General features: G+C 66.0%; 15 protein-coding genes. 11 read left to right on the top strand and 4 right to left on the bottom strand.

Going from position 1 to position 17,241, the window contains the following annotated elements:
* Window positions 1-542: 542 nt before the first annotated feature.
* The 6 genes from ACTHNR_RS00500 to ACTHNR_RS00525 all read left to right on the top strand — a co-directional run bounded on the left by ACTHNR_RS00500 (window position 543) and on the right by ACTHNR_RS00525 (window position 6,589).
* On the top strand, window positions 543-1,529 hold the full coding sequence (locus tag ACTHNR_RS00500) for a 4-hydroxyproline epimerase (RefSeq protein ID WP_440545524.1): 987 nt from the start codon (window positions 543-545) through the stop codon (window positions 1,527-1,529).
* Window positions 1,526-2,653 (top strand): NAD(P)/FAD-dependent oxidoreductase, encoded by a 1,128-nt coding sequence (locus tag ACTHNR_RS00505; protein ID WP_440545417.1) that lies wholly within the window; start codon window positions 1,526-1,528, stop codon window positions 2,651-2,653. The genes ACTHNR_RS00500 and ACTHNR_RS00505 overlap by 4 nt, the downstream gene beginning before the upstream one ends.
* Entirely contained in the window at window positions 2,643-2,933 is a 291-nt protein-coding gene (locus tag ACTHNR_RS00510) for a (2Fe-2S)-binding protein (protein WP_440545418.1), read from the top strand. The genes ACTHNR_RS00505 and ACTHNR_RS00510 overlap by 11 nt, the downstream gene beginning before the upstream one ends.
* Entirely contained in the window at window positions 2,930-4,204 is a 1,275-nt protein-coding gene (locus ACTHNR_RS00515; protein WP_440545419.1) for an FAD-dependent oxidoreductase, read from the top strand. Before ACTHNR_RS00510 ends, ACTHNR_RS00515 begins: the two co-directional genes overlap by 4 nt.
* 80 nt (window positions 4,205-4,284) lie before the next feature.
* Window positions 4,285-5,028, top strand: a complete 744-nt coding sequence (locus tag ACTHNR_RS00520; RefSeq protein ID WP_440545420.1) for a helix-turn-helix domain-containing protein — start codon at window positions 4,285-4,287, stop codon at window positions 5,026-5,028.
* 292 nt (window positions 5,029-5,320) lie between these two features.
* On the top strand, window positions 5,321-6,589 hold the full coding sequence (locus ACTHNR_RS00525; protein ID WP_440545421.1) for a hypothetical protein: 1,269 nt from the start codon (window positions 5,321-5,323) through the stop codon (window positions 6,587-6,589).
* Window positions 6,590-6,698: 109 nt separating this feature from the next.
* Here ACTHNR_RS00525 and ACTHNR_RS00530 read toward each other — a convergent pair whose 3' ends face one another.
* A complete protein-coding gene (locus tag ACTHNR_RS00530; RefSeq protein ID WP_440545422.1) occupies window positions 6,699-7,985 on the bottom strand; it encodes an NAD(P)/FAD-dependent oxidoreductase in 1,287 nt (428 codons plus the stop codon).
* 59 nt (window positions 7,986-8,044) lie between these two features.
* The gene (gene bla, locus ACTHNR_RS00535; RefSeq protein ID WP_440545424.1) at window positions 8,045-8,992 is read right to left on the bottom strand and encodes a class A beta-lactamase; all 948 of its coding nucleotides are present in this window, start codon (window positions 8,990-8,992) and stop codon (window positions 8,045-8,047) included.
* A 105-nt stretch (window positions 8,993-9,097) separates the two neighbouring features.
* Here bla and gcvA point away from each other — a divergent pair, with 105 nt between their 5' ends.
* Window positions 9,098-9,964, top strand: a complete 867-nt coding sequence (gene gcvA / locus ACTHNR_RS00540) for a transcriptional regulator GcvA (RefSeq protein WP_440545425.1) — start codon at window positions 9,098-9,100, stop codon at window positions 9,962-9,964.
* Between the two features lie 58 nt (window positions 9,965-10,022).
* Here gcvA and ACTHNR_RS00545 read toward each other — a convergent pair whose 3' ends face one another.
* Window positions 10,023-10,940, bottom strand: coding sequence for a LysR substrate-binding domain-containing protein (locus tag ACTHNR_RS00545; protein ID WP_440545426.1), 918 nt, complete (start codon window positions 10,938-10,940; stop codon window positions 10,023-10,025).
* Between the two features lie 200 nt (window positions 10,941-11,140).
* Between ACTHNR_RS00545 and ACTHNR_RS00550 the strand changes: the two genes are divergently transcribed.
* The 3 genes from ACTHNR_RS00550 (at window position 11,141) to amaB (ending at window position 15,099) form a co-directional block, all read left to right on the top strand.
* Window positions 11,141-12,160, top strand: a complete 1,020-nt coding sequence (locus ACTHNR_RS00550) for a DUF1338 domain-containing protein (RefSeq protein WP_440545427.1) — start codon at window positions 11,141-11,143, stop codon at window positions 12,158-12,160.
* 36 nt (window positions 12,161-12,196) lie between these two features.
* Window positions 12,197-13,438: a PLP-dependent aminotransferase family protein gene (locus tag ACTHNR_RS00555; RefSeq protein ID WP_440545429.1), complete on the top strand. Its 1,242-nt coding sequence runs from the start codon at window positions 12,197-12,199 to the stop codon at window positions 13,436-13,438.
* Between the two features lie 149 nt (window positions 13,439-13,587).
* Window positions 13,588-15,099 carry an L-piperidine-6-carboxylate dehydrogenase gene (gene amaB / locus ACTHNR_RS00560; protein WP_440545430.1) on the top strand — a complete coding sequence of 504 codons (1,512 nt, stop codon included), beginning with the start codon at window positions 13,588-13,590 and terminating at the stop codon, window positions 15,097-15,099.
* Window positions 15,100-15,180: 81 nt separating this feature from the next.
* Here amaB and ACTHNR_RS00565 read toward each other — a convergent pair whose 3' ends face one another.
* Window positions 15,181-16,035 (bottom strand): helix-turn-helix domain-containing protein, encoded by an 855-nt coding sequence (locus ACTHNR_RS00565; RefSeq protein WP_440545431.1) that lies wholly within the window; start codon window positions 16,033-16,035, stop codon window positions 15,181-15,183.
* A 259-nt stretch (window positions 16,036-16,294) separates the two neighbouring features.
* Here ACTHNR_RS00565 and lhpI point away from each other — a divergent pair, with 259 nt between their 5' ends.
* Window positions 16,295-17,215, top strand: a complete 921-nt coding sequence (lhpI, locus tag ACTHNR_RS00570) for a bifunctional Delta(1)-pyrroline-2-carboxylate/Delta(1)-piperideine-2-carboxylate reductase (protein ID WP_440545433.1) — start codon at window positions 16,295-16,297, stop codon at window positions 17,213-17,215.
* Window positions 17,216-17,241: the final 26 nt, after the last annotated feature.

A 17,241-nucleotide genomic window follows, 5' to 3' on the forward strand; every position in this document is an offset into this window, starting at 1 on the left:
GCTTTCGGGGTTTCCGCCTGCGCGTGCGCGGATTGTGCCAGGGGCAGGGCCATCGCGCAGGTCATCAGCGCGGAAGCCGCGAGTTTGGAGAAGGTTCTAAATCGTCTGAACGTCACGTCTCTTCCTCTCGGTCGGTTGAAAAGAAGCGCGATGTTACATGGAAATAAATGCTAATTATCCGAAGATAGCGGCTTATTTGTGTGAAGAACAAGGGTGAAAAAACGTTGCTCACGCAACGATCGGCCGCTAGATCTTGGCGTGCGGCGCGGCGGCAAACAGCGAATGTTTGTCGTGCGGAAGGGGACGAGCAAGCGTAGCGAAACGGCATTGAAAGTCGCTTCAGACAGCTGTTTCACTGCGGCCGCAATAGGCGCTCGAATTCGATAGCATTCCTAATCAATCGCACGAACTCATTGTCTTGCTGCGGTCGGGGTGAGATGTCAGCGCGCGCCGCTTCCGACGAAGAGCGGGTAGCGGCTATGCCGAAATCGTCATTCGAGCCGCGCACCGGCGCCAAGACGCAGCGCCTCGCCGTTCCTAAGATGGGCCCCATGAAAACCATCCAGATCATCGATTCCCATACGGGCGGCGAACCGACGCGTCTCGTGACGGCAGGCGGTCCCGACTTGGGCAGCGGCCCGCTCGCGGAGCGGCTCGACATCCTGCGTACGAGGCACGACGATTGGCGGGCGAGCGTCGTGACGGAGCCGCGCGGGTCGGACGTCATCGTGGGCGCGCTGCTATGCGAACCGTTCGATCCAAGTTGTGCCGCGGGCGTCATTTTCTTCAACAACGTCGGCTATCTCGGCATGTGCGGGCACGGCACGATCGGGCTCGTCGCCTCGCTGGCGTACATGGGCCGGCTCGCGCCCGGACGGCACCGGATCGAGACGCCGGTGGGCATCGTCGAAGCCACGCTCAACGAAGACGGCCAGGTATCGGTGCGCAACGTGCCGGCCTATCGCTATCGCAGCGCTGTGTCGGTCGACGTGCCCGGCGTAGGGAAACTGACGGGCGACGTGGCCTGGGGGGGAAATTGGTTTTTCCTCGTGGCCGATCACGGCCGAATCCTCGAACCCGCTCGAATCGGTGAGCTGACAGCGTTCACGCACGAGATTCGGAATGCGTTGATCGAGCAGGGCGTCACAGGCGCCGACGGCGCGCTCATCGACCACATCGAATTGTTCGCGCAGACGGAAGAGGCGGGAATCGACAGCCGAAACTTCGTGCTGTGTCCGGGCGACGCTTACGACCGCTCGCCCTGTGGCACGGGCACGAGCGCGAAGCTCGCCTGCTTGGCGGCCGACGGCAAGCTCGCACCGGGCCAAGCGTGGCGTCAGCAAAGCATCATCGGCAGCGTCTTCGAAGGCCGGTACGAGTGGTGCGACCAAGCAGAAGGCGCGGCGACCGGGGAGCGGGCGATCGAGCCGACGATCACGGGCCGCGCGCACGTCATGGCTGAAGGAAAGCTATTGTTCGAGACCGACGACCCGTTCGCCCTCGGTATTCCCGGCGTGCATCCGGCATGACGCCCGACGCAGTCGTGGTCGGCGCGGGCATCGTCGGTGCGGCCTGCGCGGCCGAGTTCGCCGCACAAGGCATGACCGTGACCGTGGTCGATTCAGCGGGTATCGGCGGCGGCGCGACGGCGGCCGGCATGGGCCACATCGTCGTCATGAACGATTCGCCCGCCGAACTGGCGCTGTCACGCTATTCGCGCGAGTTGTGGCTTGAACTCGCGCCGTCCATGCGCGCGGCCGACGCGTTTTCGCGTTGCGGCACACTGTGGGTGGCCGCCGACGACGAGGAGCGGGACGCGGCTCGGGCGCTGCATCGCGCGTTGACCGAAGCCGGCATTGCGGCCGAGTTGCTGGACGAAAAGGCGCTGCACCAATGCGAGGGCGCATTGGCGCCGATGGCCGGCGGCTTGCTCGTGCCGGATGACGCCATCGTCTATGCGCCGCGCGCAGCGCAGTGGCTGCTCGAGCATTCGTTAGGAGCCCAAAATATTCGCGTTCGGCTCTGCTGCGAGGTGACGGCGGTATCGCGCGGGGAAGTCCGGCTGGCGAACGGTGAGCGCATTGGCGGCGGTCTCATCGTCGTGGCGAATGGGTTGGCCGCTCAGCGCCTCGTGCCGTCGTTGCCGATTGCGCCGAAGAAGGGCCATCTGCTGATCACGGATCGTTATCCGGGCTACATTCGCCATCAAATTCTCGAGCTCGGCTATATCAAAAGCGCGCATCAAACGCAGGGTGCGTCGGTCGCTTTCAACGCGCAGCCAAGGCCGACGGGACAGATTCTGCTCGGTTCGTCACGCCAGTTCGACACAGTCGATCCCGCTGCCGAGTGGTCGGTGCTCGCGCGCATGATCGAGCGCGCCGCCTGCTATTTGCCGGCGTTGCCCACGCTGAACGCCATGCGCGCGTGGACGGGCTTTCGCGCCGCCACGCCCGACGGCTTGCCGATCATCGGTCCGGCCGGCGATGGGCTGCGTGGTGTCTGGATTGCGGCGGGGCATGAAGGGCTAGGCGTCACGACTTCGCTCGCGACAGCGAAGTTGCTGGCCGCGCAGATCCTCGGGACGCGAGCGGCGATCGACGTCGCACCCTATCGCACCGATCGTTTTGCCGTGGAGGCGGGACATGGCGCTTGATGCGAGTCGCCTCGCGGCGCGTGACGAGACAGTCGTCGTGACGATCGACGGCGTGCCGCTCGAAGTGTCCGCCTACACGAGCGCCGCGGCCGCGGTATTCATCCTTCATGGTATCCGCGGTACCCGCTCATCCGTTAGCGGCCAGCCGCGCGCCGCGCTTTGCGGGATGGGTGTGTGTCAAGAGTGCCGCATGACGATAGACGGGCGCGAGCACGTGTTGGCCTGTCAAACGGTATGCCGAGACGGCATGGTGATCGGGACGGAGCATTCGGCGTCATGAAGGCAAACTACGACATCGTCATCGTTGGTGCGGGGCCGGCCGGACTGGCCGCCGCGAGCGCCGCGGCGGCAGCCGGCGTGCGCGTTGCGCTCGTCGACGACAATGCGCGGCCAGGGGGCCAAATATGGCGCCAAGGACCGGCGACGGCCGCGCCTCGTGCTTTGCGCGATACGCTTTCACAACTGAGCGGCGCGCCTGATTTCACGCACTACCCAGGCGCCCGCGTGTCGGCTTTCGCCGGCCCGCGCGAGGTGATCGTCGATTTACCGATCGAAGGCGGTGTTTCCATTTCCTTCGGAGAACTGATCATTTGCACGGGCGCGCGCGAGCGAATGCTGCCGTTTTCCGGGTGGGAGCTGCCCGGCGTGACGGGGGCAGGCGGCTTGCAGGCGCTGATCAAGGGCGGCATGCCGGTGCACGGCGAGCGTGTGGTGCTTGCGGGCAGCGGCCCTTTGCTCATCGCCGCGTTGGCGACGGCGCGTGCGGCCGGCGCGCACATCGTCGCCGTGCTCGAGCAAGCCCCACGCCGGGCACTGATGCAATTTGCGCTGTCGCTCGCCGCGACGCCGTCCAAGGCATGGCAGGCGGCTCGATTGACGCGCGGTTTTCTAGGCACGCCGTACTGGCCCGACAGCGTTGTGCGCCAGGCCCTAGGATCCGGTCGCGTCGAAGCAGCGGTGGTTCGCCGAGGCGCGAACGAGGTGACGCTGGCATGCGATCGCATCGCTTGCGGATATGGGCTCGTGCCGAACGTGTCGCTCGCGCAAGCGCTCGATTGCGCGATCGGAGACGGCTCGATCGAAGTCGATGACTTGCAGCGCACATCGACAGCTGGCGTGTGGGCGGCCGGCGAATGCACGGGCATCGGCGGGATGGAACTCGCGCGCGTGGAAGGCGAGATCGCGGGCCTTGCCGCCTGTGGCGCACCGATACCGGAGCGGCTCGTGCGCGAACGCGATCGTTGGCGCCGATTCGCGCATCGTGTGGCGCGCTCGTTTGCGCTCGGCGCGCGTGCGCGCGAACGGCCGAGCGCGGACACGGTCTTGTGCCGGTGCGAGGACGTGCCTTTCGGCGAAGTCGCCTCGCATGCGACGTGGCGCGACGCGAAGCTTCACACGCGATGCGGCATGGGCCCTTGCCAAGGACGCATCTGCGGTGCGGCGGCGCAAACCTACTTCGGTTGGGACGCCGCGGCGCCTCGGCCGCCCTTCGGGCCTACGCGCATCGGCGCATGGCTCGAAGCGCGGCAAGAGAGCGACGCTCGCCTATAATCGAGGCGCTTTGCGCGGCGCGCCCATGCCGCGCCGCTTTTCCGCCCGTGACGATGCCGCCGACGATTCCCTTACCGCAAATGCCCGACGCCGAGACGCTCGCCGACCTGCTGCCGTATTACGCGCAGATCGAGCCGGTGCTCGATGCATTGCCCGACGTCGTCTTCTTCGTGAAGGATCGCGACACGCGTTATGCGCTCGTCAACCGAACGCTTGCCATGCGTTGCGGCTGCAAGGACAAACGCGGCATCGTCGGGCGCACGACCGAGGAAGTGTTCCCCTCGCGATTCGGCACGGCCTATATGGAGCAGGACCGGGCGATCGTCGACGGAGGGGCGCCGATGATCGATCAACTCGAGCTCCATCTTTATCCGGGCCGCCAACCGGGCTGGTGTTTGACCTCGAAGGTGCCGCTGCGCAATCGTGCGGGAGACATCGTAGGCATTGCCGGCGCATCGCGCGACTTAAAGGCGAACGAACGCACGCACCCCGCTTATACGAAGCTTGCCGAAGTCGTGCAGTACATACAGGAAAACTACGTTCAGCCGCTGAATTTGACGCATCTGGCAAAAATGGCCGGCATGTCGGTCGCGCAGCTCGAAAGATATTTCCATAAGGTCTTTCACTTGACGCCGCGACAGGTACTGTTGAAAACCCGCCTGGACGCGGCCACCGCCTTACTTGCATCGAGCGACAAGGTCACCGACGTGGCCGCGCTGTGCGGCTACACCGATCACAGTGCATTTACGCGTCAATTCAAGGCGACGGTCGGCGTCACGCCTAGCGAATACCGCATGTTGCTGCATGGAACGAGCGCGCGTTAAAGCGTGCGCGCGATGCAATGGCCCGCATTTTTCGGCGTGCGAGTGCAATTGGCGTCGAACCCGATTGGCACTGATCCACGAACTTCTGGCCGATTTGGCTGGCGCGAATTCGCCACGGCGCCTTGACGCCCATGAGCCGCTCCACCATAGTGGGCCCTTGATTCGATTCGGTTAGTCGATGTCATGATCAAGTTTTTCTGTCGAATCGAGCGGTCAGTCGCGCTCCCGCCGGCGAGCGCCCAATCGAAGCGAGGCGCCACGTCTGCTTCGTCCGCGCGTTAGGAGTGCGGACATGCGTGATCAAACCGCTCGCAATCCAAGGTTTCCGGCTACATGCGCCCGTTGCGGCGGCCGGATTTCCGAACCCGTTGCCTTCTGTCCTCACTGCGGCGCGCATGCGCGCTTCGCACTGGCAGGCGATGCGTCGCACGCGCGGCGCGGCGCGGCTACGCCCAAGCGCGCCGAGCCTTCCACACGCGCTTACGTATCATCGGATTTCGAAGGCGATTTGGACCCGCCGTGGCCGGGCCCGCCCACTCCGTTGTTCGCATCGCCCGATGGCGATCCGTACGGCGAGATGCGCGCGCCCGCATTTCGCGGTTCGCGTCAGTGGAGCGTGAAGGGCGGCACCGCGCTGATATTGGGCGCATTCGTCGTGATCTACGGCAGCGCTGTTTTGCTGCATCGCTACGATCAAAATTCGCCGCCCACGATACCGCAAGACAATTCGTCGAGATCGGTCGAAGGCTCCATTGCCGGGACCGGTGGTAACAAGCTCGCACCCGCGGCTGCAACCCCGAAGCATGACGATGCGGCGCCGCCCGATATGTCGATCGCCTCGTTGCCGCCGCCGGTGACGTCGACGGCTCCTCCCGTGGCGGCGGTGCAAACGCCGCCGCAGCCGACATCGCAGAGTGCGGGGCTGTCGGTCTCGCCCGCGGACGCTGCGCGGCAAGCCGCGGACGCTGCGCGGCAAGTTCAGCCGCCGCCTACGTCGCAGAGTGCGGGGCAGTGGGCGGCTCCGGGCGACGCTGCGCCCCAAACTCAGCCGAGCGCGCCGGTCCAGGCGTACGTGCAGACACCGGCCCATTCGCGCGCACGGGCGAACGATGCACGAGCGCCGTCGGTCGAGACGACTGCGTCGGCTCGTGCGCAGGCTGCGCCGCCCGCTGCGCAAAACGATGCCAAGAGCGGACGCGCCAGCGTGGCGCGTGCGCTGGACGGCGTGCAAGCTCGGCTAGCGAAGAACGACTTGCGGGGCGCGCGGGCCACCTTATCGAGCGTGCTGGCTTCCGATCCCCGCAACGGCTATGCGCAATCGTTGCGCGATCAGCTCGTATCGCGCGAGCAAGCGCGCGATACGGCGTTGAATGCCGCGCGTGCTTGCGTCGTTCAGTCGCGCTGGAACTGCGTGTGGCATAACGCGGGCTCGGCGTTGTCGGTCGACGCCAGCAGCACGGAGGCGAAGGCGCTCGTCGACCGCGCCATCATCGAATCGGGGGCGGCCGCCGCGCCCGCGGGCCCGGGGCCCGACAACGTTCAAGTGCCAATGGTGCAATGAGGTTGATCGCGGTATGGCCGAGGCGGCCTTGATCGCCTCGGCCGCGCGACGGCCGCGTGTCTTGCTCGGGTCGCTTCCGGCTTGCAACGAGACGCCTGTCTTTTTCCGATCATCGGCTCCGACGCTGCGCGAGCGCGTCGCCCGCGATCTTCCACAGGTAGGTTGCTTCGGCAGCGGCCAGCCCTAGCCGGCCGTACATGGGCTCGAGCCCGAAGCGGGCGAACGGCGCGGGAATCGGCCGCTCGCCCGCGATCGCGGCCGCCAGCATTTCTCCCGCGGCTGTCGTCGGTGCAACGCCATGGCCGCCGAATGCAATCGCATGCCATATGCCGTCCGCGCAGCGGCCGATCTGCGGCATCTTGTGGCGAGCGTAGCTCATGAAGCCGCCCCACGCGTGATCGAGCTTCACGCCCTCGAGCTGGGGATAGACGCGCAGCAAGTCGCGCATCAAGAGCCTCGCGATGTCGCGCGCATTGCGTTCGAAGATCGAAATGCGCCCGCCCCACAGAATGCGCGTGTCGGGCAGCGGACGGTAATAGTCGAAGGAGAAGCGCGTGTCGTAGACGGCCGCATCGCACGCGATGGCGTCGGATAGGCGCGCGCCGAGCGGTTCGGTCGTCACGACATAGGTTGCGATCGGCAATACGGCGCGCTCGACGGGCCGATAGACGCCCTTGATATAACCGCCTCCGGCCACGACGACATGACGCGCAACGATCGATCCGTTAGGGGTGCTAATCATATGGCGATCGCCGCTGCGCTCGATGCGAAGCACCGGACTGCGTTCGTAAATGCGGACACCGGCCGCGTCGAGCGCACGCGCGATCCCAAGCGCATATTTGAGCGGATGAAAATGGAAGCCGTGCCGCTCGTGCAAGCCGCCGTGATAGCGGTCGGTCTTCAAGCGATCACGCAGCGCGGCCTTCGAAATCGGCTCCCATTCAACGCCGAACGACTGGCGCATCAAGTCGCGTTGCGCGGCGAGGGCGTGGGGGCGCCCGAACCAATCGGCGAGGATGACGCCCGCGTTGACGATGTCGCAGTCGATTGCATAGCGCGCGGCCCGCGTGCGGATGAGATCGACGGCATCGAGCGTCAAACGATAGACCGCGCGGGCGTCTTGCGGACCGAGAATGCGCAGCAAATCGGCGCATTCGAGGCTGTAGCCCCCGAACACGAAGCCGCCGTTGCGCCCCGAGGCGCCATAGCCCACGCGCTGCGCTTCGAGCACGACGACATCGCGCACGCCGCGCTCCGCGAGCCCAAGCGCGGTGGCAAGGCCCGCGAACCCGGCGCCGACGATACAAACCTCGGCTTCCTCGTTGCGGGTAGTTAGCGCGGGCCGTACTGTACGGCTTGCCGTGGCCTCGTAGAAACTCGGGGCGGATGGTTGCATGCAAACTGCTCCTTTAGATGTGCGGCTAGGGTCCGGCTGAAACGCATTTTTAGCGCTTTTTAGGCGACGTGACGCGTGACCGCGCGAGCCACCTCGGCTATCGCGGCGTCGCGCGCACTGGCCGGCGCGCTAGTCTGCGTCAAATAGACGGTGACGAGAACCGGCGCTCGATCTTGCGGCCACAACGCCCCGATGTCGTTCGTCGATCCGTGCTCGCCCGTGCCGGTCTTATCGGCGACTCGCCAGCCGTCGGGCACGCCTGCGCGCAAACGCGCGTCCCCGGTACGGTTGCCCACGCCCCATGCAAGCAGCTGAGCGCGCGATTCCCGCGACAGTGCATGGCCGAGCAACACCTTGCGCATCGTGTCGAGCATCGCCAGCGGCGAGCTCGTGTCGCGCGGGTCGCCGGCAATCGCCTCGTTCAGCGCCGGCTCGGTGCGATCCAGCCGGGTGACGGTGTCGCCCAACAGGCGCGCGAACGCCGTGAAGCCGGCGGGCCCGCCCGTTTCGCCGAGCAGCAGGTTGGCCGCGGTGTTGTCGCTCAAGGTCATGGTCGCTTCGCACAGCTCACGCAACGTCATGCCGGGCTGGCCCGTGTGGTGTTTCGTGACCGGCGAGTACGTCTCGAGCTGCGCCGGAGTGAACACGACGCGGCGGTCCAAATCGAGTTCGCGGCGGTCGGCGTGAGCTAGCACGTTCGCCGCCAGCAAAAGCTTGAAGGTGCTGCAGATCGGAAACAGCTCATTGGTGCGATGTCCAGCCCGCAGGCCGGTTTCGAGATCGAGAACGGCGACGCCGAGCCTGCCGTCGACGCCTTTCTCGATGGCGGCCAACTCGAATTCGATCGCGCGCGAGCGCTGGGCCGCTTGCGGGGATTGGGCGTTGGAATGGCCGGGGATCGGGTGCTCGCCGCCGCGCGCCTTCGGCGCCGAGCCGGCCCACACGGGAGCCGATAGACCAGCTATGATCCCGCCCGTCGCGGTACCGAGGAATCGCCTTCTTTGCATTTCGTTCGCTCCGTTGAAAGAGCGATGAATATCGCGTTTTCCCTCCAAGAGGACAAACGATGATAACTTTTCGGACGCATTACTATTTCTTTTGGGTTTCGGAGCATGGTCAGGCATCTGCCGCTGAACGCATTGCGCGCCTTCGAATCGTCGGCGCGACATCTGAGCTTCACGCGCGCCGCACGCGAACTGAATGTGACGCAGGCGGCCGTCAGTCAGCAAGTGCGCGCGCTCGAGGAGCGGCTGGGCGCTCAGTTGTTCAAGCGTTTGCCGCGCGGGCTCGGCATGACCGATGAAGGGATGGCGCTTTTGCCCGCCGTGTCCGACGCCTTCGATCGAATCGACGCCGTGCTCAAGCAGTTCGAGGGGGGGCACTTCCACGAGGTGCTGACGGTGGGGGTGGTGGGGACGTTCGCCGTCGGCTGGCTCATGCCGCGATTGAAACGGTTTCGCACGGCGCATCCGTTCGTCGAGCTTCGCCTGCTGACGCACAACAATCTCGTCGATTTCGCGGCCGAAGGGTTCGACCTGGCGATTCGATTCGGCGACGGCAATTGGCCCGGTACGCAGGCCGCGGCGCTGCTCGATGCGCCATTGACGGTGCTGTGCGCGCCCGAACTCGCCGCGCGCATCCGTTCGCCGCGCGATCTGGCGGCTGAAACGCTGCTTCGCTCCTACCGGGCCGATGAATGGGCGCTCTGGTTCGCGCAAGCGGGCCTGCCGGTCGGGGCGATTCGGGGGCCCGTGTTCGATTCGTCGCGCCTGATGGTGGAGGCGGCGATGCAGGGGGCGGGCGTCGCGCTGGCGCCGGCGCGCATGTTCGAGCGGGAGCTGCAATCGGGGCGGCTCGTGCGGACGTTCGATCTCGAAGTCAATACCGGCGGCTATTGGCTTACGTGGGTCAAATCGAAGCGAACGACGCCGGCCATGCAAGCGTTTCGCGATTGGATCGTAGCCGAGGCCGCGGCGTGACGCATGCGGGCCGCAGCGGGTCATGCGTGGGATGGCCGGCGGTGAGGCTTGCCGATCGTCACGCTTCTTGATCGACCGGCGACGATTGCGGCACGAGCGACATCAGCCATTGCGACAGCGCGACGAACGGTTCGTCGTTCGCGACCGCATCCGGCGCCACGAGGTAGTACCCGGCATCGCTCGCGAGCGGCATGTCGAGCGGGGCAGTGAGCCTGCCCGATGCGAGCTCGTCGGCGATCAGGATTTCCGGCATCAGCGCCACGCCCATGCCCGCGAACACGGCGCTCGAGAGCATCGTGAACAACTCGTAGCGCGGGCCGCGCACGGCGCGCGCGTCCTCGCCCAAGCCGTGGCCGCGAAACCAGTCGCGCCACGCGTCGGGGCGTGTCGACAGGTGCAGCAAGGGCATCTCGACTAGGCGTTCACGCGTCAGTGGCCCGCAATCGGCCAAGAGCGCCGGGCTGCAGACAGGTACCGCGTTGCCTTCTTGAAAGAGCAAAGCCCCTTGCGTGCCCGGCCAAACCGAACGCCCGAAATAGACGGCGGCGTCGAACGGCGAATCGCTGAAAAGGAAGGGTTCGGTGCGGATCGATAGATTGACCGTGATATCGGGCCGCAGTGCGCGAAACTGCGGCAGGCGCGGGATCAGCCATTGACTCGCGAAAGTCGGCACGACCGCCAGTTCGAGCACACGGCCCACGCCACGCTGCGCCATCAGTTCGAGCGTGTCTCGCTCGATCCGCTCCAAGCTTTTGCGAATCTGCACGGCGTAGTGACGCCCGTGGGGCGTCAGCACGACGCGCTTCTTGATTCTCAGGAACAAGGCGACGCCGAGCCGCGTCTCGAGCGCCGCCACCTGACGGCACACGGCGCTCTGCGTGAGCGCAAGCTCGTCAGCCGCGCGGGTAAAGCTTTCGTGGCGCGCCGCCGCTTCGAAAACCTGCAGCGCGGCTAGATTCGGGATGCCTTTTCTCATCGATGTATGCCATGCCGGCGAAGGGCAGTTCCGGGTGACTTGGTGATTTTTTGGAATGAAGTGGTGAGTTTAAATCAATTGTGGCCTCGGCGCGCAGCGAGGACAATCGCATTCGATCGGCATATTGCCAGGCGTCTGACGAAAAGTCCGACGCGCGCCATTAAAGGCATGGCCTTGAACGGAAAACGGGGAATGATTCGATGAACAGCAATCTCGACGCCTTGCTCGAAGCCGCTTGCGGCCCGGGCGCCGCCCAGCGGTTAGTGAAATTGATGAATGTTGCGCCGGCATTGGCTCGCTGCGAAGCCGGCGTCGTGACCCGCGCCGAGCTGGCGCAGGCGCTCGACATGGCGCTGTTCGACGGTCTGCTCGAAAGGGTCCCGACGGGCCGAGCCTATACCGACGACGTCGTTCGCCAAGGCGGGCGCGTCGAGTTCGACCACGGCGCGCTGCGGACGGTGCGCTGGCCGCACTGCGGTGCGCTGCCGCCGGGCGAAGCCGCGTTCACGCGCATCCTGAAGCCGCTCGGCTATCGCTTGAACGGCACGTATCCGCTCGATCGGATCAAGATGACAGGGCGCTCGTACGCACATTTGGACGCGCCCGAGCATATCGCGCAGTTTTTCGTCAGCGAATTGCATCCTGAACGCTTCTCGCGCGAGTTTCAGCAGGCCGTGACGAACGTCGTGAGTTCCTCGGTCGATCCGCTGACGCCGCAAGCGGCCGCATGGCTTTCGGAACTCGAGCGCGACGCCGCATTGCCGCTCGCCGATGCCTGCGCGCTGCTGCCGATTCTCGTGCGCTGCTTCGACCGCCAGCACGCGACACCTCGGCTTGCCGACTATCAGGCGTTGCTCGCGGAATCCGCCGAAATGGCGTGGATCGCGACCGAAGGCAACGCCTTCAATCACGCGACCGATCGCGTCGCCGACGTGTTTGCGGTTGCCGACGCGCAGCGCGCCTTGGGCCGGCCCATCAAGGAGCGCGTGGAAGTGTCGAAGTCGGGCCGCGTCAAGCAAACGGCGTTTCAAGCGGATCCGGTCTCGCGCGTCTTCATCGACGAGCACGGCGCGCAAGTGCGGCGCGACGTGCCCGGCTCGTTCTACGAATTCATTACGCGCGATACCTACGTCGATGAGGCGACGGGCCGCGTTTCACTCGACCTGGGCTTCGATGCGGGCAATGCAACCGGCATCTTCAAGATGACCGCGGCCGCGTGATTCCCACCGAGCGCCGCCCGCACATGAGCAAGAGCGATGACTTCCAGTAACGCGACGCATTCTGCCGCGCACGAGGCAACCTACGAATTCACGGCGCCTTTTCGGGCGCCGCAGGGTTCGCCTATCCGCGAGCTGTTCAAGTACGTCGGTCGTCCGGGCATGATTTCGTTCGCCGGCGGCTATCCGTCCAAGGACCTGTTCGATCGAGAAGGCCTCGGGCGCGCGCTCGAGGCCGCCTACCGCGACGATCCGATCGCGTGTCTGCAATACGGCGACACGGCCGGTGCGCCGCGTTTGCGTCAATCGCTGGCGCGGTTGATGGCGGCGCGCGGCGTGCGGTGCGAAGCCGACGACATCATGGTGACGACGGGTTCGCAGCAAGGGTTCGATCTGTTGCTGCGCACCTTGATCGCCCCGGGCGATACGGCGTTGATCGAGGAGCCGGCGTATCCGGCCGCGATTCAGGCACTGCGGCTCGCGGGCGCGAACATCGTGACGGTTCGCACCGACCGCGACGGCATCGACGTGCAAGCGCTCGCCGCCCAACTCGACGCGTGGTCCGAAGCAAACAAGCCGAAGCTGCTCTACACCGTCCCGACTTTCGCCAATCCGACCGGAGCGACGCTGCCGCGGGTCAGGCGCGAAGCGTTGGTTCGGCTGGCGGCCGCGCATCGCATCGTCCTCGTCGAAGACGATCCCTACGGCGAGCTGCGTTTCTCGGGCGAGAGCGTGCCGCCGATGCTCGCCTTGGCCGAACAATGTCCTGGCGCGCGCGACTGGATCGTCTACTTCGGCAGTCTGTCGAAGATCGTCGCGCCGGGTTTGCGCATCGGCTGGGCCGTTGCACCGGCCGCTATCGCGCGCCGGATGATCGTCGCCAAGCAAACGAGCGATTTGTGCACGGCGCCGCTCGCTCAGGAAACGGCGCGCCATTATCTGGACAGCGGAAGCTTGGAGCCGCACCTGCGTTCGATCGTCGGGGCTTATCGGTCGCGTTGCGAAGCGCTGCTCAATGCGCTTACTCATTTCGCGCCGCATGACGTGCGGTTCGCCGCGCCCGAGGGTGGCATGTTCGTCTGGGCGAGACTCGCGGGCGGCCGCGATGCAGGCGAGATCCTCAAGCGCGCCATCGAACAAAACGTCATGTTCGTCCCCGGCGTCGCGTTTTACGTGCGTGAGCCGGACGTATGCAGCTTGCGCCTGTCGTTCGCGGCGCCGAGCGAGGCGGAGGCGTTCGAAGGGGCGCGCCGGCTCGCGTCGGCGCTCTCGCAAGGGTAGATCCGAGCCGCATGCGCCGCTTGCGCATGCGGCTCGAACGCGTTTCAATCGCTGAAGTACGGGCGCGCCTTCCGCCACACGATGGCGGGTGAGGCCGCCCTATTAGTAGTCTCATCAGACTGAATTCGATTCGACCTAAAGAGGACGTGATGGTAGTCAACGACATTCTCGCAGCGCTCAACGTGGACCTTTCTGCTTGGAAGGGCGACGCTCTGACCGCGCGCTCGCCGCGCGACGGTGCGACGCTCGCCACGCTTGCCGTGGATTCGGCGGCCGACGCCGAGCGCAAGATCGACGCCGCTCATGCCGCGTTCCTGAAATGGCGCACCGTGCCCGCGCCGTTGCGCGGCGAACTCGTTCGCGTGTTCGGCAACGTGCTGCGTCAGCACAAGGACGCGCTGGGCCAGCTCGTGACCCTCGAAGCCGGCAAGATCCGCTCGGAAGGCCTCGGCGAAGTGCAGGAAATGATCGACATCTGCGATTTCGCGGTCGGCCTCTCGCGTCAGCTCTACGGTCTGACGATCGCCTCGGAGCGTCCGGGCCATCGCATGATGGAAACGTGGCATCCGCTCGGCGTATGCGGCGTGATTTCGGCGTTCAACTTCCCGGTCGCGGTGTGGGCGTGGAATGCGGCGCTCGCGTTCGTCTGCGGCGATCCCATCGTTTGGAAACCGTCGGAGAAGACGCCGCTCACGGCTGTCGCTTGCGAGGCGCTGTTCGCACAGGCCGTGCGCGAATTCAACGCCGCGCATCCCGGCGTCGCGCCCGAAGGGCTGCTGCAGCTGGTGCTCGGCGGCCGTGACGTGGGCGAAGCGCTGACGCGCTCGCACAAGGTGCCGCTCGTGAGCGCGACGGGCAGCGTCCGCATGGGCATGGAAGTCGCGCAGACGCTGAGCAAACGCCTGGGCCGCAGCATCCTCGAACTGGGCGGCAACAACGGCATGATCGTCGCGCCCAGCGCCGACCTCGATCTCGTCGTGCGCGCCGTGACATTCGCGGCGGTGGGGACGGCGGGCCAGCGCTGCACGACGCTGCGCCGCTTGATCGTGCACCGCAGCGTCGTCGATTCGCTGCTGCCGCGGCTTGAAAAAGCGTTCGCCTCGGTCAAGGTGGGCGATCCGCTGCAGGGTGATACGCTCGTCGGTCCGCTGATCGACCGCGGCTCGTTCGACGCGATGCAAGCCGCGTTGGCCGACGCGCGCAAGGACGGCGGGCAGGTCACGGGCGGCGAGCGCGTCGATGTCGGCCATGAAGGCGCGTACTACGTCCGTCCCGCGATCGTGCGGATGCCGGCGCAGACGGCCGTGGTCGAACGCGAAACGTTCGCTCCCATCTTGTACGTGCTGGTCTACGACGACTTCGAGCAAGCCTTGGCGGTGCACAATGCCGTGCCGCAAGGGTTGTCGTCGGCGATCTTCACGAACGACATGCGCGAGGCCGAACAATTCATGTCGGCGGCCGGCAGCGACTGCGGCATCGTCAACGTGAACATCGGCACGAGCGGCGCCGAGATCGGCGGTGCGTTCGGTGGGGAGAAGGAAACGGGCGGCGGCCGCGAATCGGGTTCCGATTCGTGGAAGAGCTACATGCGCCGCGCAACGAACACGATCAACTACAGCCGCGAGTTGCCGCTCGCGCAAGGCGTGAAGTTCGACGTGTGAGCGCGTGCGCGCCCTAGCGTGCGCGGGCGGGCGCCGGCTCCCGATAGAGGCGCCGGCGCCCGCCGTTGCAATGGGCGGGGTTCAAGCGCGGCCGAGGCGCTTCGAGAGATCGGCGACGAGAATTGCCAAGCGCGCCGGTTTTTCGTAGCAGGCGACGTCGAAGCGGCGGATGACCTCGCTGATCTCCGACTCGCTGGCTTTGCCCGTCAGCAGATCGCCCGTGAGCAGAAAGATCGTCGCATCGGGGCGGGAAGAGCGGCGGACCGCTTCGACCGCCCATGCAGCCGTGTGTTCGCCGAACAGCCAATCGGTCACGACCGCGTCAAACGTTTGCGTTCGAAGCGCATCGGTGAATAGCGCGAGGCTGTCGAAAGCGGTGGCCGCGAAGCCGTTTTGCGTGAGATAGTCGCACAGCGCTTCGGCGGCGGCCCGATCGGCGTCGACGACGGCGATGGTCGCGCGCTGCGCTTCGCCTCTGCGCGGGTGAATTTCGATCTTGAGCACCTCGTGCGCGTGCTCGCCGGCCACGCCGTCGCACCGGACGATACGCCATCGATCGCCCTCTCCGTACGCGACGAATTCCGCGCGCTCGTAAGGCCCGAGCGGCTCGCCGATCCATGCGACGCACGGCCCTTCGAACGCGCCCATGTTGAGCATGGCTTCGCGCGGCTGCGCAGCGGTCGCTCCCAGCCCGTTCTCTTGCGTGCCGAACAACTGCGTGGGCGGCTCGCCGAAGGCTTCGGCCACCTTGCGGATCTGCGCGAGCGTCCATGGGCTGCTGCCGCGCAACTTGCGGTGCCCTTGAGAGAAGCTCAGATCGAGGATGCGGCAAAGCTCGGTGGTCTGTTGCCGCTTGCCGATGCCATGGCGAACCATCAGCGCGCGCACGCGATCGGCAACGGTGAGAGAGTCCGCTAGGGTGGCTTCAGTGGTCATGCTGCTCGTTGGGCGCTTCGGTGTCGGCTGCGGTCACGGCGATAGGCGGCTCTCGTTGGCGCTTGGCCCGCGCCGACGCGTCGCTCATGCCGCGGCGTTTAAAAATGGGTAGGCGGGCGTATTTTAACGGGCAACACGGCGCGCGCCCGCGTCAAATGTGTATCGACAGGTTACGTTCGTTACTGGTAGTCAATGGCAAAAGTATGAGTGTGGCGCGCGGCGCGTGGCCGTATGCGTGCCGCGAATTGGAGAAAACCCTATGACCATGCAGTTTTTCGACGCCGAGGCAACGGCGCGGTTGACGCCTTTCCCTGCGCTCGTCGATGCGCTGGCGCAAGCCTGCCTCGAAGCGGCGCGCGGCGAGATCGCGAGCCCCGCCCGGCTCGTCGTGCCGCTCAACCAAGGCGGCTCCATGTTGTCGATGCCCGCCGCGGCACGCGACTTGGCCATTCATAAGCTGGTGACGGTATGTCCGGCCAATCGGACGCGCGCCCTGCCAACCATTCACGGACAGGTGAGCGTTTGCGATCCCGATACGGGGGAAGCGCTGTTCGCGCTCGACGGGCCCACGTTGACCGGGCGCCGCACGGCGGCTGTCACGCTGCTGGCGATTCGTACGTTTTCGCGCCGGGCGCCAAGCGACATTCTGCTTATCGGCACGGGTACGCAGGCCGTGCATCACGCTCGGGCGCTGGCCGCGGTCTACCCGAACGCTCGAGTCATCGTTCGGGGCAGTTCGGCGGCGCGGGCACGGGACTTTTGCGCCGAGCATTCACAGGGCATGCGGATGCAGCCGCAAGAGGGCGATGCGATTCCCGATTCGATCGATACGGTCATCACGGTGACGACGAGTAGGGCGCCCGTGTACGACGAATCGGCACGCCTCGATCGGCTCGTCATCGGGGTGGGCGCGTTTACGCCCGAGATGGCGGAGATCGGTCCGCGCACGCTCGGAGAAAGCGCGCTGTACGTCGACGATTTGCCCGGGGCTCGGCACGAAGCCGGCGACTTCATCCAGGCAGGGGTCGACTGGGCGCGTGTCGCGTCGCTTGCGGATGGCGTATGCGCGGGGAGCGCGTCCGGCGAGGCCCAACCGCCGAACCCGGTCGTCTTCAAATCCGTCGGATGCGCCGCGTGGGATTTGGCGGCGTGCCGCGTCGCACGCGCCACGCTGCGCTGACCGCGCCTATGCCATCGGTATGATCG

The organism is Trinickia sp. (assembly GCF_051954495.1).
In the GTDB taxonomy this organism is placed as follows: domain Bacteria; phylum Pseudomonadota; class Gammaproteobacteria; order Burkholderiales; family Burkholderiaceae; genus Trinickia.

Bases quoted from the DNA above. Each gene is read 5' to 3' on its own strand.
- ACTHNR_RS00565 (WP_440545431.1), bottom strand. From the start codon at position 16,035: ATGACCACTGAAGCCACCCTAGCGGACTCTCTCACCGTTGCCGATCGC.
- gcvA (WP_440545425.1), top strand. From the start codon at position 9,098: ATGGTCAGGCATCTGCCGCTGAACGCATTGCGCGCCTTCGAATCGTCG.
- ACTHNR_RS00530 (WP_440545422.1), bottom strand. From the start codon at position 7,985: ATGCAACCATCCGCCCCGAGTTTCTACGAGGCCACGGCAAGCCGTACA.
- ACTHNR_RS00515 (WP_440545419.1), top strand. From the start codon at position 2,930: ATGAAGGCAAACTACGACATCGTCATCGTTGGTGCGGGGCCGGCCGGA.
- ACTHNR_RS00520 (WP_440545420.1), top strand. From the start codon at position 4,285: ATGCCCGACGCCGAGACGCTCGCCGACCTGCTGCCGTATTACGCGCAG.
- ACTHNR_RS00510 (WP_440545418.1), top strand. From the start codon at position 2,643: ATGGCGCTTGATGCGAGTCGCCTCGCGGCGCGTGACGAGACAGTCGTC.
- ACTHNR_RS00545 (WP_440545426.1), bottom strand. From the start codon at position 10,940: ATGAGAAAAGGCATCCCGAATCTAGCCGCGCTGCAGGTTTTCGAAGCG.
- ACTHNR_RS00550 (WP_440545427.1), top strand. From the start codon at position 11,141: ATGAACAGCAATCTCGACGCCTTGCTCGAAGCCGCTTGCGGCCCGGGC.
- ACTHNR_RS00555 (WP_440545429.1), top strand. From the start codon at position 12,197: ATGACTTCCAGTAACGCGACGCATTCTGCCGCGCACGAGGCAACCTAC.
- bla (WP_440545424.1), bottom strand. From the start codon at position 8,992: ATGCAAAGAAGGCGATTCCTCGGTACCGCGACGGGCGGGATCATAGCT.
- lhpI (WP_440545433.1), top strand. From the start codon at position 16,295: ATGACCATGCAGTTTTTCGACGCCGAGGCAACGGCGCGGTTGACGCCT.
- ACTHNR_RS00525 (WP_440545421.1), top strand. From the start codon at position 5,321: ATGCGTGATCAAACCGCTCGCAATCCAAGGTTTCCGGCTACATGCGCC.
- amaB (WP_440545430.1), top strand. From the start codon at position 13,588: ATGGTAGTCAACGACATTCTCGCAGCGCTCAACGTGGACCTTTCTGCT.
- ACTHNR_RS00500 (WP_440545524.1), top strand. From the start codon at position 543: ATGGGCCCCATGAAAACCATCCAGATCATCGATTCCCATACGGGCGGC.
- ACTHNR_RS00505 (WP_440545417.1), top strand. From the start codon at position 1,526: ATGACGCCCGACGCAGTCGTGGTCGGCGCGGGCATCGTCGGTGCGGCC.